This is a genomic window from Prevotella sp. P3-122, from assembly GCF_002251365.1.
GTDB lineage: Bacteria > Bacteroidota > Bacteroidia > Bacteroidales > Bacteroidaceae > Prevotella.
Map to the genome: position 1 here is coordinate 43,518 of NZ_NPJH01000016.1, position 16,007 is coordinate 59,524.

Below are 16,007 nucleotides of genomic sequence, written 5' to 3' on the forward strand. Positions count from 1 at the left end.
CTCTTATCTATTTCTTCTTCGGGTTCTTGTTCCAGTGATATGCCAGATGAAGCATCCCGTAGTGTGGCAGCGAGCGGTACCATGTCTCCGTACGCCCTTGTGCATTCACTATATAGCTCACGTTACTCAGCTGATGCAGCAGGTCATACCCTTCGATTTGGGCGATAAATCTGCCATTGAAGAATGACTTGGAAATTGTGGCATTCCAAACTATGTCGTTACTGTTCAACAGGTGATCTTCGTAGCCGCGTCGGGAATACATCTTCAGATTAGTAGACAGCTTTATTTCCCAAGGCAAGCTGTAACGACAGCTCAGACCGTAGCTGTAGTTCCATGCGCTCACGTCGTATTCGTCGTCGCCATCCCGGCTCACCTTGTCCCATGCGATGTTTCCAGTGAGAGCTATGAAGAGCTTGCCTTTCTGGTACTCCATGTTCAGGTCTTGTTCCGTGAGGCAGTTGTTCACCTTGTTTAGTATGCTGTTGGTGTAGCCTTCGAGCATGGCAAGGTCTGCATTTCGGAAGTAGCTGAAGCGGGTGGTAGAGTTGACGAACAGCCTCTTTTGCCTGTCTATCGCCTTTCTGACATTAAGTTGGGTCTGGCTGTTCCAGTTGCCATTGACATTTTCTGGCTTATATGTATAGATACCCGTACCAGCATCGTAGGCAACACTTTCGGCAATGAGCCGGTTCATGACGTTTACGCTTTGCATTAAGGATATATTTTGCGAATAATCGTTCAGGCTCCTTGTTATGCTAAGCCTTATGGCATGTTTGTCTGAGGGCTTCAGGCCTGAGTTGCCGAGTTCCTTTCTTAGCGGGTCTGAAGTGTCGCTATATCCTATTGTCTTAATGATGTCGGGAACATCGCGTCTCAATGTATAGTTCGCTGTCCATGACCACTTCCCCTTGGTCCTGTAAAAATGCAGATTAGGCTCTATCAAGAGATAGTTCCTGCTTACATCCGCGTCTATCTCTCCACGTTGGTAGTATTCCCTTTCATTAAGGTGTGAGATTTTCACCTCCAGTGATACTGTCAACTGATCCAAGCCCTGCCCTTTGAGATATGCCATATAGGGTATAGCTTCATGCTTACGGGCATAATGACGGCTGGTATAGCTGTTGGCAAAGTCCTGCTGCCGCTTGAAATCTGTGACCGATGGGAGCTCACTGATATCCCAGCTGGCCTTAAAGAGATTGCTCCGCGTAGAATTATAACTCTGTTGGTAATGATAGCTTGAGCCGAAATGGAATCCAGATAGCAGATGGAACCGATAGGCTCCGCCAATGGCATAGCGGTATCTGCGCTCATTATGCTCACGGTATTGGTCGCGTCTCTCCTGCCGTATCGGTGACTGGTAGAAACTCAGCCTGTAGAGATTGGTGTTGTCACGGTTGGTGTTGCCCACTGAGCCGTCAAAATCCAAGGCGTAGTCATCACCCCACTTTGTGTATTTTTGCCAGTTCACTTTCTGACCCAGCGTCCATTCCGTACCGTTCGTTTCCATTTGGTTGCTCATGCTGTTGGTCGCTATTCTACTTATAGCCGAGGACGTGCTTGCCTGCAGTAATGAGTCCAGTATGACGGTCGTAGTGCCAAATGATGACGGCGATGCAGCAAACTGGGCTGAGCGTCGCATGGCCGTTCCGTCGTTTCTGTGGTGGTTCCACTCAGAATTCAGAGTCAAGGCTCCTACCTGAAACTTATTTCTTAAGTCTATCTGTTTGTTGCGTCCTGCCGTGAAGTCATGCTTCCTGCCAAACGCCGTGCCTGAGGCAAGATAACTTTCCGTGGCACTGCGCATTTCGTCTTCGCTTTTATCCCATCTGACAGTTCCCTCTGCATGCTCGTTGAACCTGCCGTCCTTGTCATCCACCTCCACGTCTATGCCAATGCGCCTGGTGGTAAGCTCGTCCGTCTGGGTTGTAGCCGTCCAATTGCCACCATTGCTTGGCTTATTTGTCTGGTTTACATTGTTTGCGTTGCCGAAAACGCACAAGCGGGAGTTGTTGGTGAAGCGGAGGTTGAAGGTGCGGGCCAGCCAGCGGTCGCTTGTTCCGCCGGCAAGCTCGGCATTGCCAACCAGACCTGTCTGATAGTCGCGCTTCAGCGTCACATCCATCACATAGTCTTTTTGCAGGGTGCTGGCATGTTTCTCCTCGTCCTCTTTCTCGTAGAATTGCAGTTTCTGAACCACATAATAGGGCAGGTTGTCGAGCATGACGCTGTTGTCACCTCTGAAGAATTCCTTTCCGTTGAGCAACAGGTAGTCCACCCGCCTGCCGTTCATCAGAATTTCCCCGCCAGGCTTCAGCTCGCAGCCGGGAATGCTGCCAACGAGTCCGCTGAGCATGGAGCCTTCCGGAATGTTGAAAGCATTAGCATTCACCTCTATGGTATCCCCCTTGTAGGCTATCTTAACTATTGAGGCCGTAACAACGACCTCGTCGAGAACGAACCGTCTTTTCATAAGCAGGGTGGAAAGTTCCAAATACCTGTTGCGATGCAGATTCCTCAACTCTACACTCATCTCCCCCGTTTCGTAGTCAGGGTGTTCCACTCTTACAATGTATTTGCGTGGAGTCCGTTCCAATTCCTTATCCCAATAGCCGTTACTCCCTCTTGTTCTCATTGTGTCAATAACCGTGCGTGTCTCATCCAACAGAGTCACCTTGGCGTTTGGGATTCCAGCTTTTGTGAAACTGTCCTTCACATACTGATACACCGAGATGGTCTTAACCGTCTGGGCATCGGTAAATGTGGCTTTGAAGCCGAACAGCATAATTACGATACAGGCGAAACGTAACATAGAGGCCGGATTAATAAAGTTGTTCATTTTCATGCACTTTTTCTCGCTATGGCAATGATTGAGCAAGCTCATCATTGCTTATCTGGCTTAACGAAAACGTTCATTTCTGCGTTTCCTATAGGCTTTATACCATTATGGATAACAAATCTTTTTAACTTTTTCATTTTCTGACATGTTATGTATAACTATGCACAGTCTCTTCAGCAGATAGCTAGTCTGCTCCCAATGGCGTAGTGCTTCGGCCATTGATATCTTGCAAGATATTTTTCTGTCTAATATAAACATTGGTAATCATAGCTAAATCTTCCAACTCGTATTCTATGAACCAGTAATGCCGGTAGTGCGGACACTTATCGTGCAATTGCTCCATTGTCATCTCAAATGATGCGCTATCTGCACCAATCTGGTTCAGAGCATCACGTATGCCAGCCACACTCACACCCTCACGGGTAAGATGCGAAAGGGAACGTAGGATACATGCCGGACCGCAGTCCATCCGGTCAAACTGTCTTGTAAATACTATTGTCTTTGCCATATCTAATCCGCCAGTTCATGCGAATGTCCGATTTCCTTTATCGGCTATGTTTCTTTTTCTGGTTGAACTTGTAAGTAAGGCTCAGCATGGCGTACCTGCGAAGAAGATTACGGTAGGTCTCCTGTTGCATCTGTGCGTTAATGAAGTAGCTGTAGCCTGACATCTTGTCAAATAGGTCAAAGATCTCCAGTTCCGCACGTATCTTCCCTTTGAACAGGCTCTTTGCCAGTTTGATGTTGGCAATCAGCTGGTTGGTGTTATAATTGTCATCAGAATAACCCGCCCTGCTGTACATCCTCATTTCCGCATAAGCCTCAAACCCTGCAGGCAACGGCATCTGCCCTCTCACGCCATAATCATAATCTATGGCATTAAGCGTCTGAAACCTAGCGCTTTCAGAGTGGTTCAGGGTGAGATTGGCTGTGAAGTTGACAGAATAAAGCTTACGATGCCAGTTCACGTCGAATCTCTCTGATGCCAGCAGTCTTCCAACCGAGTTTACAGAAGGTGCAGCTGAGCCGGAGGTGTTGAGATAATCACGACTGTTCCTGAAACTTATCCGTGACTGTGTGGTGAACTTCCATGATTTCGCCTTGTCCAAAGGTGTCTCGTATCTGACGTTACCCTCTATATTCCAGTTGCCGGAAATGACATCCGGGCGATATGTATAGACACCTGATGACATGTCGTAACTCATTGCCTGGCAAACCATATTCTCCCAAAGCGTATATGTCAACGATGCTGTAAGAAACCTGCGCTTCTTGATAAGCGACCGTGAATAGCTCAGGACTGCACTGTGCTGGTGCATGGCGGAAAGATTGCTGCCGCTCTCCCTGACAACAAGCGGTGTGGCATCGTCACGGTATCTGACGGAGTAAAGCAGCGACGGAGCCGAATGGGTAAGGGAATAGTTCAGTTTCCAATGGTATTCCAATCCTTTCTGATTGTTCTCGTCTATCCTAAGTTCCAGCGAAGGCTCCGCAAACCAGCGTGTACGCCTGATGGTGGTGTCGGTTCCTGCTCTATAATATTCTATCCTGTCGTAAAGGTTACGGAACTGTATTCTTGGAGTCATGCTGATATTCAGGTAGTCATCGCGCTTGCTGTACATATACAGTTCAAGTGCGGCGGTATTTGTCCTGTTCCACAGGCGTGAGTCATAGCTGTTTGCCCAGTCTATGAAGCCGATTATTGAGTCTTTATTTGAACCGAGAGCGTCAATGTCCCATAAGGAAGCTGAGCTGTTGTCAAGTTTGTAATAGTTGCGGCAATCCGAGCTGTATGACTGGGCGTAGTTGTATTCAGGTATGATGTACATGGTAAATTTAGGAAAGTCAAGGAAATACTGGTACGACAGTGAAGTCTCGTATTTGAAGCTCCTTTGCGGTCTGTCCGAGTATCTTGTTGTTTCGTCCCCGGCTTCCAACCTTCTATAGTCTGTAAGACTGTGGTTAGACTTGTCGCTGTAGTTCCCTGATACATGGAAGTTCAGTCTGTCTTCCCTGAACCTTGCTGAGCCGGACACCTTCCCGTCCGTCATCAGCTCATCCCCCTTGCCATTGTACAGTCTTTCAAGCGAGCTGATGAGAATCTTCCTGTACTCATATCCCGCCCCATATCCGAAAAGGCTGTCAAGAGCCTCTCCCATGTAATGCTCTGCCAGTTCCCTGTTGAAGTCTGCAGACCTGTCAGCAGCATTGTTATTATAGTGGTAATAGGTGATGTTCGGGACAAAGTCCAGGGAGAATTTCTTCGACGGTACATAACTGTTTTTGCCATTGAACCTAAGCCTCAGGTCTCTGTTCGTACTGTGCCTTGCATGCCGGCTGTACATATTGTCGCCCACGAAGGTTGTCCCCGACGACAGGCTCACGTCCTCACGTTTCTGTTTCTTCACGGAAAGATAGTCAGACAACTTCCATGTCCTTTCTGTATTCTGCAACAGTCCATCTATCTTTATCTCCTGAGTCGTAATGTGTCCTGAGTTGCCATATGGGTTCTGCCAGTTGCCGTTAGCGTCGTAGTAGCTGTCACCACGCACGTCGTTGGCATTGCCCACTACTGCTAAATGGGAGTTGGGTGTGAACCTCATGGCGAACAGGCGCAGGTCGAAGTGTTTTCCCGTGCCTGCTCCGGCAACGGCATTGCCTACCCACGATATGCTGTATTCCCTTTTAAGTCCAACGTCCAGCACCAAAGGCAAACTGCTTTTCTGAATGTTCCTTAACTCTGCCGGTGTAAAAATCCTATCGTCCAGCTTGCGGTATACCTTTATCTTGTCAACCATATACGCAGGCAGATTGTCCAAAGCCACCTTCGGGTCTCCGTTGAAAAAATCCTCACCGTTCACAAGCAGGCTTTCCACCTTCTGACCGTTTACATATATCTCACCATCATGGTTGAGCTGTGCACCTGGCAACATCATAACCAGCTTGTCAAGCATAGAACCTGAACTAAGCTGAAAGGCATCGGCATTATACACAATCGTGTCGCCACGCATCACCATCTTTATCTTCGTGGCACTAACGACAACCTCGTCCAGCGTTACCTCCTTCTTCATCTTTATCTTGCGCATCAGAACCTCACCGAAGCTGTCACCCGTAAGTCTATACTTCTGGTACTTGAAATTAACGTTCTTGTATGTCGTGTAATAGCCGTCATGTTCGAATTTCATGATATATTTCCCTGGTGCGGAAATGTCACGGTATACCTGCCACCATCCGTATTTGTTGCCATAGAAGCTTTCAACGACAACACTGTCCATGGTCATCATCGTAACCTTCACCGAGTCGATGTCCTCCTTGGTGAACGAATCCTTTATAAATCCGTCAATGTGATACGTCTGGGCGGACAACAAAGACGGAAGCAGCATTATTGACAAAAATATTTTCCTCATGACTTCATTGAATTATGTTCTATTTGATATGATTTACAAATCAGTCCCAACAGAAATATATATATGGCACATCACAACTATCACTTCACCATTTCGTATTCGCACATTCCGTCGCCCGTCCCGATGAGTCCTTTTGTCACTAACTTTACAACAAACACACCTTTTGTCTTGTCGAATGACTGTATGGAGACGCAATACGTGATTTTCGAAATCTCGTTCGCCGAAACAATGTAACGTCCTTTAGTGTTCTTACCGACCTTGGAATAGTCGAATTTGGAATATTCGTATGACGTTATAGGAGTATCTGTCAGGTAATATGGATATGTACCAAACGAACCGTCTTTGCGGTGCCAAATTTCCTGACTTCTGGTGTATTCATCGATACTGCCACTTGTGTCCCCTTTTATTTTCCACTTGGTCCCATTCAACTGTGAGGTTGATACTGTTACCTGTGCCATGCTTAATGAGGCTATAGCCATAAACAAGCCTGTTGATAATGTTCGTAATGTTTGCATCTGTATGGTATTTTTATGTTCTGTTGAAGCGGATTGGTAATCCGCTCCTTGGGTGTCATATTGCTTATTCTTTCACACGCAGAAAGGTCAAAACCACATAACCGGCAGACAATCCTATAGCATCATCTGCATAGTATCTAAGTGTCAGAGTGTCATTTTTAAGACTCATAACCTCATAATATTGGATTATCTTTCGTTTCTCTGCATAATATATTATGTGTGTACCGCTTTTTGTTTGTCCTATCAAAGACGGAACGTACTTACTTGGAATACCTGTAAACAGATAATATGGTCTGCTGTATGTAGAAATTTCATTAATAAGCTTGAATTCACATGATTGTGTCATTGCATCTTCTGAAAACTCCCAAGTCTCAATACAATCTTTATAGTTTTCGTCTATTAATCTCCACTTCCCTACTAATTGGCTACGCAACACAGGAGTTCCCGCCTTGCTTGTACAGCAAAAAACAATAAACGTGATTAATAAAAATATTTTTTTCATATTCTGTCAGATTTTGATTATTATTATTCATCCACGTTTGGTAGCCAGTATTCCCCGTTCTCGAAAGTGAAATTCTGTGCTTTGATGGTAAATGTATCACCGAAGCCTATTAATGGAAGCAAAGTTAGCACAAATATTACTATTCCAAATGTCTTTCTCGTCAGTTGTCTCCTTTTTTAACAATTATTGTACGAAGAACCTGCTTGCCTGCTGAGATGTTCAGCACATGATAGCCCGGTCTTATGTCAGGACTAAGCGTAACTTTGTGTTTCCCTGCCTCAAACGTGCCAAGGCTTTGCTGCCAAATCAACACACCAAACTTGTCGAATACCCTTGCCGTGGCAGTGGCATTCTCCCGCAGCATCTCTGTCGAGTAATCAAGCCCATAGTGCCGTGCTATCATGCGCAGGGATGTTGGCCCACAGTCAGAGGAATTGTTCTGCACGCAATGAGGAATGCACTTAGAAAACTTCATTGTATGAATATTATAATTGGTACAGATTTTTTTTGCTAATTGTTTTTAACAAATAGTTTATACCCCAATAACCATTAATCCCTATCCCAGTCGAGATTGTTGTATTATTCCGCAAAGAGATTAAACTTTTATTATTTAGTATTAATGCTGTGTAATAGTCCCAATTTAGTTCAAACACGGTTGTGTTTCGAAGCCGATTAATCATATATAACATAATATATATACCTGTAAGTCCATCTGATAAATATAACCTATTACGTGAACATTCTTCTTCTATTAAATACTTTACAGATATATTACCTCTCAACAATTCAAAATATTCATCCCAAACATGGGTGACCTTAACTACGTTAATTATTTTGGACACTAAAAATAATCTAATTAGTCTATTGTAATGCAAAGAAGGTATAGATGCAAACAATTCTATAATAATCTCTTTGCAGATATGTTCTATTCGAGTTTGATAAATTCCTTGTTCATACATTAGACACAATGAATAGAGGAAAAAGAATTCGTTGCAAAACAACAATCCAGGATATTCCTCAGCAAACCATTTGTTTTGTCTATTTGTATAGATATATTCTAAAAGAGAAATAGCTTTTTTTTCATATAAACGTTTCTTATAATCATTTACAATTCCATATTTCAAGTGGACAGATATATAAAACAGCCCCTCTGAAACAAGACCAAGGTTCATAAATTTCTTAAAATTTGAGATATCAAGGCTTTTATATAAGACGGCATCTATATCATCCAAGACATAATCTGGATTGCCTTTTTTAAAATATTTCATGATAAAATCCATAGCTAACGAGATGCCAATTAGGCCACGTCCAAATTCTATAGGAATATTTTCACTTATATCAGACATGAGACTTTCCATTATTCGATTATATACAGGGGTGAATCTTTTATCTTTTTCACTTAACTCTGCATAATACAATGCCATTCCAGCCTTTCCATATAATAGGCCGGACTCCATCTTTTCCAACTTTAAATCCAAGATTGATAAAAGCTCCTCGTCTTCCAATATCTTCATGTTTGACTACGATTTGTTTAGTACTTCTTACGTTATAAATATTGAGAATATGCAAGTTGCTGATTACACAGTTTGTTCTGTATTTCGGAACGCATACAGCCATTTATATCTCGTGGGTGGCAGAGATGATACATGGGGCCTTGGGACCGATGTATAATGTATCCCAAATTCTGCCAACGTAACACCCTGTCAAGATCTTCCGGCCCCCATCCATAGAAATTCTCATTTTCGAATCCAGACAGTCTGTATTTTTCCATATTAATAATAAATGCACCTCCTACAAAATTATCATCATACAGTTGGCTCATATAGTTTTTAAATCTATGTAATTTCTTTATATTGTGATTCACCAAATACAGATTTCTAATAATGATGTCAGTGTTGAGGAAAATGCCATTGTATGGAAATGACAAATCCGCCTTTCCTTCCCTTAATACATTCATAGATTCTGCAATTTGTATTTTATCAACCAATACATCAGCATCCCATACAGAGACAAATTCTGTATTCACTACACCTAGTGCAATATTTATTATTTTTGTCCTATGAAACACCACGTCATCATCTTCAATAAACATGTATTGAATTCTATCATTCCTTGGTAAAAGTCTTCTTAATATATTGTTCTGTATAGTGTTTGATTCAACAACTATTATGAATGCTTTTATGCTACAAAGGAACTTTATAATTGCTATTATATTTTCCAGTCTATTCACCGTGTCCACACGAATCGGAATAATAAAAGTAAGATCACGCATAACCATTATTTACAGATGCAACATTGTTCTTGAAAACGAAAATAACAATAGGGTGAACAAAGAAACCATCCTTTTTCTAATAACAGAGTTCAGAATGGTTTCCTTGAATTAGAAGACTATAATGACAAATAAATACAAAAAAGTATCTACGTGCAAAATAGTCCCATACAAATATGTGCTAATTAATAGAGCACACCTTGCTTCCTGCCCAATTGGGGATATCTGTGCATTTAGCACAAGTTCCTCCGCACTCACTACTTGTATTGCAGAAGTTATTACACTTGCTCGAATCTTTTGAGCCACTTCCCCCGTAGATTAATTTCAATTCATCACGGGACAACACAAGTTTCTCTGTGTTCTTAACCAATTTGATTTTTTTCATTCTTAATAAATTTATTAAACAATTATTCGACCTCTATGGCCTTGCATTTATTTTATATCCCAGACACAGCATAAAGTAGTTGGGGATGCTGTTGGTGAACACCTCCGTCCTTCCCTGCCCATTCACTTCAAATGTATGGGTTGAGACCTTGCGCAGCATGTCATACCCAGTGAGCCTGACGCTCAGAGCGTTTTTCAGGAAACTGCGCGACAGCGACATGTTCCATATCAGATAGTCGGTGTTTGCCCCATTCCACTCATAGCCGCGGCGGCTGTACATCTTCATGTCAGTTGCAATGTTGACATTCCACGGAAGGGTATAGGTTGCCGTCAACCCATAGCTGAAATCAACAACGTCAACGGAAGATGACAGCTCCATGCCATTGGAGGCCTTGTGCCAGTCGACATTGCCAACTGCCGAGCCACGGAATTTGCCCTTCTGCATTGTCAGGCGGATTTTCTCCGCAAGGTAGAGGTTGTCAACCTTGTTCCGCACGCTCATGTCTGTCTCTGACATGGTAACGAAGTCTACATTGCGGTTGTAGGTGAAATTGACATTGTTGTCAAGGAACCACATCTGCGATGAGCCAAGCGACAGCGATAGCGTGTTGCCGATGGTAGCTCTCCAGTTGCCGTTGATGTTCTGCGGCTGGAATGTGTACACGCCTGTTGCCCCATCGTAAGTTATGGTGTTGGCTATCAGATTTCTGTCCACTACGACATTTGCCGTAAACCCATACTGCATCTTCAGCCTTGCTATACGGTTGCGGTATTCCAGACCGGCATCATGTGATACCGTATTCCGAAGGCTGCTGTTGCCCTTGACGATAGCCAAGGGGGCTGTGGTGTCAGTATAGCCCATGGTGCTCTTCATTTCGGGTGTGGTGGTAGTTGCATTATAATGTATGGCCAGCTCCATACCTCTGTCTTTGGTAAGACTCCACTTCGCAGATGGCTGGAACAGCCAGTTGGTCCTGCGTCCGACGGTGTCTGTCTCTCCGCGCATGTAGTGCAGCCGCTCGTGTCTTGAGAGCAGCGGCAGGGCAATGTCGAGACGCGACTTGGTGTTGCCACGCTCCTTAACCCATGATGTTCTTAGGGCAACCCCATTCTCCGTATTGTGGTGCCATGCCTTGTAGCTGTTGTCGGGGGAAAGGGCCAGAAGCATTGAATCGCGCGTTGAGGGAAGCTCGCCTATGGCATGATTGCCGTCTGGCCATCCGGCAAGCCAGTCGAGCCTGTACCGGCTGCTCTGCTCACGGCGGTACGACTGCGTCAGCTGGTACTCCAGGTTGAAGTTCCATCCGCTGAGCAGCGACAGGTTGTATGCGGCTGTGCTGTTGACCCTGTAATCCTCAGTTGGAGCGTCGCTGTATTGTTCCTGAATGTCGCTGGCACTGGAGAGATGGTACAGGACATTGTAGTTGTCGAACGAGCGGTTGTTGCTCTTCTCGTAGCGCAAGGTCACCGCAAGGTCGATGTTGTCTCCCCATGGCAGTTTCCTTGTCGCACTTAACGTCTCCCAAAGCGTAGACCTGTAGCCTTTGCCGAGATTGTATTTCTCCATGGTGTTTATATGCATGGAGTCCGCAAGGGTTGAGGAGACATCGGATGATATGCCGTCAGACTTGATATATATCCAACCTGTATATGAGTTCACGTACACTGGTCCCATGAACTCCAGGGAATTGCTGACAAAGGAGAACAGGCCATTCGAGCGGCTCGACAGGAGGCTCTCTGTAGTGTTGTTGCCCGAGGGCAGGAATGTGGACGCAATCTTTCGGGTGTCAAGGTCGTTGTCTCGCCAGTCGGCATTGGCAGTCAGACGGTTCGTTACTGTCTCGTCCCTGTTCTTGAGCATCAGCTCCATACCTGCCGACTTGGTAGCGAGCCTTCCCGAGTTGAGATTAGACTCCATCCACTCGCCATCGGAGCCCGGGCGCAGGTAGCTGTTGGTATTGTTGGTGTTGCCGTACAGGGAGAAGCGGGAGTGCGGTGTGAACCTCAGGCCAAACAGGCGACCCATATACCGCTCATGGGTGCCGTAGCCTCCCTCTGCGTTGGCGACATAGCTCCGTGAGTATTCCTTCCTCAGCTGCACGTCCATGACAAGCTTGCGCTCCGTCACGTCCCGTCCGAGATATTCCGAGCGCTTGTCGGCCTTGTCATAGAAATCTATTTTCCTAACAGTGTAGGAAGGGAGGTTCCGCAACACTATGTTCTTGTCGTGCTTGAAGAAGTCGTCACCATGAAGCAGAAGGCTCTCCACCTTCTTGCCATTGAGGAATATCTCTCCGTCATCACCAAGGCGGACACCGGGTAACTGCCTTACCAGCTCGTCAAGCATGGAACCGTTGGGCAGGTTGAAGGCATCGGCATAATACGTCACTGTATCTTTCCTGAATACCATCCTCACCTTGGTGGCCTTGACCACCACTTCGGCAAGGTCACCTCCAGACTTCATCTTTGGCTTTCTTGTCATGTAATGGAACGGAGCGTCAAAAAACGTGTTCCGGGCCACGTACCTTACATTGAAGTCAACATAGCATGGGGAATAGTCGGGATGTTCGGCCTTGATGATATATTGTCTGGGCACGGCCGGTATCTTGAACTCGTAATATGAGTCCATGTAGGTCTTGTCCTCATCGAAGTACCTGACCTTCTGGGTATCTACAACGCAGCTGTCTGCGTCCATGAGGGTAATCATGACATCCTTGATGCCGCCATTGGTGAAGGAGTCCTTGACATGTCCCCACAGAGAGATTTTCCTCTCGGTATTGTCCTTCACCGCCATGGCGGCATTGGTGCCAAACGTCATGACAAACAGAAGTATCATTATAGTATTGCTCCTAATGTTTAGCTTCATAACTGTATAAAGGTTTAAAGGTTTTTAAAACATGATGTTCAAACAAATACATCTTTCATTAACTATTCAATACATACCGCAAATCACTAATGGAGTACATATTTGGCAATTGATGTCCATTAACAAATATTGTTGGTGTACCATTAATTAGGTTGTCTTTATAGAATTGGCACATTGCCCAAGCGTTTTTCAGATTCCTCTCTGTACACTTCTGTTTTGTTCTATATTTACTATTGAATTCTTCAATATTTTTTCTGTCAATGCTATACCATTCAAAGATTGCCTTCTCAACATCTTTCCCTTCATAATACATACTAAGGAAAGTATCTATTGGCGTTAGATTGTAGTCTTTATCATCTGGACATATATTAAATATCATTTTTACTTGAACTTCATGATTGTCTTTTATGATTTTTTGTAGTTCTATTTGAGCTTCTGCGCAATAACGGCAATTCGGATTACAAAATTTCACAATCTGATATTTCCCGTTAGGATTACCTATTGTTATACCCATGTCACATGACGGAGTTTTTATCTCTTTCTCCTTCTGTAATAAAGACTCAAAAACCGTTTTGTCGCTTTTAATAATATTGTTTACATGATAGTAATGATGAAAATCCCTAATAGTATTTGACAACTTGCATGATAACCGAATAATCACAAATGATATAAAAATACATGCTATAACTTTTATGACGGTATATAATATTTGAACATCAACAAATATATAACCACCAAAAAGCGATATGCAAAAAATCAATACTAAAATAACCATTACCACCAAGCAAAGTGGACACCAGACCTTAATATAATATTTCTGACATATTATTGAAAATGCCACATAGGGTAATGTAATAATTATTATTAATGAGATACTTGATAAAACAGAAATGTCAAAATTTGATGCCAATACAGAGAATAACATCCCTACAAAATATGACAATCCAATCTCTGACCACTTAATTCCAATAAAGGTTGAATATCTCGATTCTAAAACAGCAGCACACTCAACTTTATGACTTCGACTACAAATTTTTGAAACTAACGGACTATACAAATTCAAATCCTTAACTACTAACATGACACAAACGACACACCCTATGAAAATTAAAAGAGTCAACAAATAGGTATATACATGAGTAAAATCGAAAAACAATCTGATAGTTATAAAAAGAAAGATGGCGGCAGGTATAACCAATGCTATCAAAACAAGCAAACTCTTTTTAAATAAATCTTTTAATCTGTTTGAAGTAAAAGACGGCTCACAATATCTATCATTAGACTCTGCAAACATAATATATCCAGTATAAAGCTGCATAAACTTAACGAAATCGATTTTTTCACGGCAAAGCTTTATTGGATTATACCAATCCACTGTATTGGGTAAAAAAGAATAGACATATGCGAACAAATAGTTTTGGTCAATCATTACCTGAACTATAGCACTTCCTTTATAGGAAATCAGTCTGTTCATATCAGAACATTTTATGGTGATATTGTCGACATTAAAATCATAAAATAAATCTTGGAATGCCAACAAGCTATAAGTATTCGGATGTTTGTCCAATTTTTCTCTTAGAGTTTGATTTGAGATTCGCAAACACAAATCTTTCACAGCCTCTTTCATTACATCCACGTCGTTTCTGAAAGGTGCAACATTGTTAACCAATCTTTTCAAATAACTTTTCATCTTATCATTATAAATTTAACTTCATGTATTCTATTGTCTTCTGTAGTCCAACCTCCAAAGGCACAATCGGCTGCCATCCTCCAAGTGTACGAATGGCGAGAGAGATATCAGGGCGGCGGCGCTGAGGGTCGTCAAGAGGAAGATCACGCAATATGATTTCCGAGCGTGAGCCTGTCATTGACACTATCTTACGGGCCAAACTCAGAACTGAGGTTTCACATGGATTGCCTATGTTCACAGGGCCTGTAAAGTCATCGGGGGTTCTCATAACCCTAAACATCGCATCAACGAGGTCATCAACATACATGAAAGAACGTGTCTGGGCTCCATCGCCATAGACGGTTATAGGCTCTCCGTTCAGGGACTGAGCTATGAAGTTGGACACCACACGTCCATCGTTAAAGGCCATACGTGGACCGTACGTGTTGAAAATACGGATAACTTTCACCTTTACACCATACTGCCGGTGGTAGTCCATACATAGGCTTTCGGCACAGCGCTTTCCCTCATCGTAGCATGAGCGCACACCTACAGGATTGACATTACCCCAGTAGTCTTCAGTCTGAGGATGTACATGCGGGTCTCAGTACACCTCGCTCGTTGATGCCTGCAACATTGGACAGTTGTTACGCCGAGCCGTTTCGAGCATGTTCATGGTTCCGAGAACCGCTGTCCTTGTTGTGGCAACGGGGTCTTTCTGATATTGCACAGGTGAGGCAGGACATGCAAGGTTGAATATCGCACTGATATCATCAGTACATACAAAGTTTGCAATGTCATGATTAACGAACTTAAATCTTCCGTCTGGCATCAACTCTGCCACATTGGACTCACTGCCGGAAGACAAATTGTCCACACACAGCACAGACCGCCCCCGCTCCAACAAATGGCGGCACAAATGGCTACCAATGAAACCAGCACCTCCGGTAACAAGAACTCTGCTCATTGATTTCTGTGTTTACAGTTCAACCTCAGCACTGTACATCTTGTCACCAACGTACAGTACAAGTGTAAAATCACCTGTAAGGTCATCTGGAACAACTACCGTGCCATCCTCACCTATTATAGATGTGTACACAATGGTGTCGTCAGACACAACCTCTATGGTCTCGCCTGCGAGATACTCCGCGAAAGTGAAGACATGGTCGGACTGGGTTACGGATATTGGAGCAGGGGGTGTTCTTACAACTCCGCCTAACTCTGTAAAGGTTCTGTCAAAATGCAAATATATATCCATTTGCGATGCCAAAGAGTCACCTCTCGAAATTGACGGCATCATCGATAATGCCATAAGCAGTATAAATATTACAAAATGTTTTGCGCAAAAGTAACACGCCTATTTGAAACAACAAAATTTTATCCGCAAAAATAATACACCTGAGTATACCTGTACCTAAAATATACAATCAAAATCTATTGATTTCAAGGTGGTTATAAAAATAATACACCTGAGTACACTTCTACATTTTTGAGAGGTTCCTATATAAGGATGCCGCTGATTTCTCATTGAAAAGCTTTCTGCTGACACTCGCTTTTGTGTT

Annotated in this window: 11 protein-coding genes and 1 pseudogene; all 12 read right to left on the reverse strand. The window is 43.6% G+C overall.

Translation table 11 applies throughout. The features are described 5' to 3' along the window. Window positions 1–7 precede the first annotated feature (7 nt). The 12 genes and pseudogenes from CIL02_RS03320 to CIL02_RS03375 all read right to left on the reverse strand — a co-directional run bounded on the left by CIL02_RS03320 (window position 8) and on the right by CIL02_RS03375 (window position 15,703). Window positions 8–2,836 carry a TonB-dependent receptor gene (locus CIL02_RS03320; RefSeq protein ID WP_170934997.1) on the reverse strand — a complete coding sequence of 943 codons (2,829 nt, stop codon included), beginning with the start codon at window positions 2,834–2,836 and terminating at the stop codon, window positions 8–10. Between the two features lie 184 nt (window positions 2,837–3,020). Beyond that, window positions 3,021–3,344, reverse strand: a complete 324-nt coding sequence (locus CIL02_RS03325; protein ID WP_141210107.1) for a hypothetical protein — start codon at window positions 3,342–3,344, stop codon at window positions 3,021–3,023. 37 nt (window positions 3,345–3,381) lie between these two features. Further along, complete coding sequence (locus CIL02_RS03330; RefSeq protein WP_141210108.1) at window positions 3,382–6,240, reverse strand: hypothetical protein; 2,859 nt, start codon at window positions 6,238–6,240, stop codon at window positions 3,382–3,384. 80 nt (window positions 6,241–6,320) lie between these two features. Continuing rightward, window positions 6,321–6,755, reverse strand: a complete 435-nt coding sequence (locus CIL02_RS03335) for a hypothetical protein (protein WP_141210109.1) — start codon at window positions 6,753–6,755, stop codon at window positions 6,321–6,323. Between the two features lie 64 nt (window positions 6,756–6,819). After that, complete coding sequence (locus CIL02_RS03340) at window positions 6,820–7,257, reverse strand: hypothetical protein (RefSeq protein ID WP_094399066.1); 438 nt, start codon at window positions 7,255–7,257, stop codon at window positions 6,820–6,822. A gap of 160 nt (window positions 7,258–7,417) precedes the next feature. Next, window positions 7,418–7,732, reverse strand: a complete 315-nt coding sequence (locus tag CIL02_RS03345; RefSeq protein ID WP_094399067.1) for a cysteine peptidase family C39 domain-containing protein — start codon at window positions 7,730–7,732, stop codon at window positions 7,418–7,420. A gap of 10 nt (window positions 7,733–7,742) precedes the next feature. Then, window positions 7,743–8,771, reverse strand: coding sequence for a hypothetical protein (locus tag CIL02_RS03350; RefSeq protein ID WP_094399068.1), 1,029 nt, complete (start codon window positions 8,769–8,771; stop codon window positions 7,743–7,745). A 32-nt stretch (window positions 8,772–8,803) separates the two neighbouring features. Next, a complete protein-coding gene (locus CIL02_RS03355) occupies window positions 8,804–9,349 on the reverse strand; it encodes a galactosyltransferase-related protein (RefSeq protein ID WP_206073469.1) in 546 nt (181 codons plus the stop codon). 595 nt (window positions 9,350–9,944) lie between these two features. Continuing rightward, a complete protein-coding gene (locus CIL02_RS03360; RefSeq protein ID WP_094399070.1) occupies window positions 9,945–12,776 on the reverse strand; it encodes an outer membrane beta-barrel protein in 2,832 nt (943 codons plus the stop codon). Window positions 12,777–12,834: 58 nt separating this feature from the next. Beyond that, window positions 12,835–14,466 (reverse strand): vitamin K epoxide reductase family protein, encoded by a 1,632-nt coding sequence (locus tag CIL02_RS03365; protein WP_094399071.1) that lies wholly within the window; start codon window positions 14,464–14,466, stop codon window positions 12,835–12,837. Window positions 14,467–14,473: 7 nt separating this feature from the next. Further along, window positions 14,474–15,412 (reverse strand): annotated as a pseudogene (locus CIL02_RS03370) (UDP-glucuronic acid decarboxylase family protein). A 12-nt stretch (window positions 15,413–15,424) separates the two neighbouring features. Continuing rightward, a complete protein-coding gene (locus CIL02_RS03375) occupies window positions 15,425–15,703 on the reverse strand; it encodes a hypothetical protein (protein ID WP_094399072.1) in 279 nt (92 codons plus the stop codon). Between the last annotated feature and the right edge of the window lie 304 nt (window positions 15,704–16,007).

What these genes read in the sequence shown, in the direction of transcription:
- CIL02_RS03340 (WP_094399066.1), bottom strand. Translation starts at nt 7,257, where the DNA reads ATGAAAAAAATATTTTTATTAATCACGTTTATTGTTTTTTGCTGTACA.
- CIL02_RS03360 (WP_094399070.1), bottom strand. Translation starts at nt 12,776, where the DNA reads ATGAAGCTAAACATTAGGAGCAATACTATAATGATACTTCTGTTTGTC.
- CIL02_RS03375 (WP_094399072.1), bottom strand. Translation starts at nt 15,703, where the DNA reads ATGGATATATATTTGCATTTTGACAGAACCTTTACAGAGTTAGGCGGA.
- CIL02_RS03345 (WP_094399067.1), bottom strand. Translation starts at nt 7,732, where the DNA reads ATGAAGTTTTCTAAGTGCATTCCTCATTGCGTGCAGAACAATTCCTCT.
- CIL02_RS03355 (WP_206073469.1), bottom strand. Translation starts at nt 9,349, where the DNA reads ATGTTTATTGAAGATGATGACGTGGTGTTTCATAGGACAAAAATAATA.
- CIL02_RS03335 (WP_141210109.1), bottom strand. Translation starts at nt 6,755, where the DNA reads ATGCAAACATTACGAACATTATCAACAGGCTTGTTTATGGCTATAGCC.
- CIL02_RS03320 (WP_170934997.1), bottom strand. Translation starts at nt 2,836, where the DNA reads ATGAACAACTTTATTAATCCGGCCTCTATGTTACGTTTCGCCTGTATC.
- CIL02_RS03330 (WP_141210108.1), bottom strand. Translation starts at nt 6,240, where the DNA reads ATGAGGAAAATATTTTTGTCAATAATGCTGCTTCCGTCTTTGTTGTCC.
- CIL02_RS03325 (WP_141210107.1), bottom strand. Translation starts at nt 3,344, where the DNA reads ATGGCAAAGACAATAGTATTTACAAGACAGTTTGACCGGATGGACTGC.
- CIL02_RS03365 (WP_094399071.1), bottom strand. Translation starts at nt 14,466, where the DNA reads ATGAAAAGTTATTTGAAAAGATTGGTTAACAATGTTGCACCTTTCAGA.
- CIL02_RS03350 (WP_094399068.1), bottom strand. Translation starts at nt 8,771, where the DNA reads ATGAAGATATTGGAAGACGAGGAGCTTTTATCAATCTTGGATTTAAAG.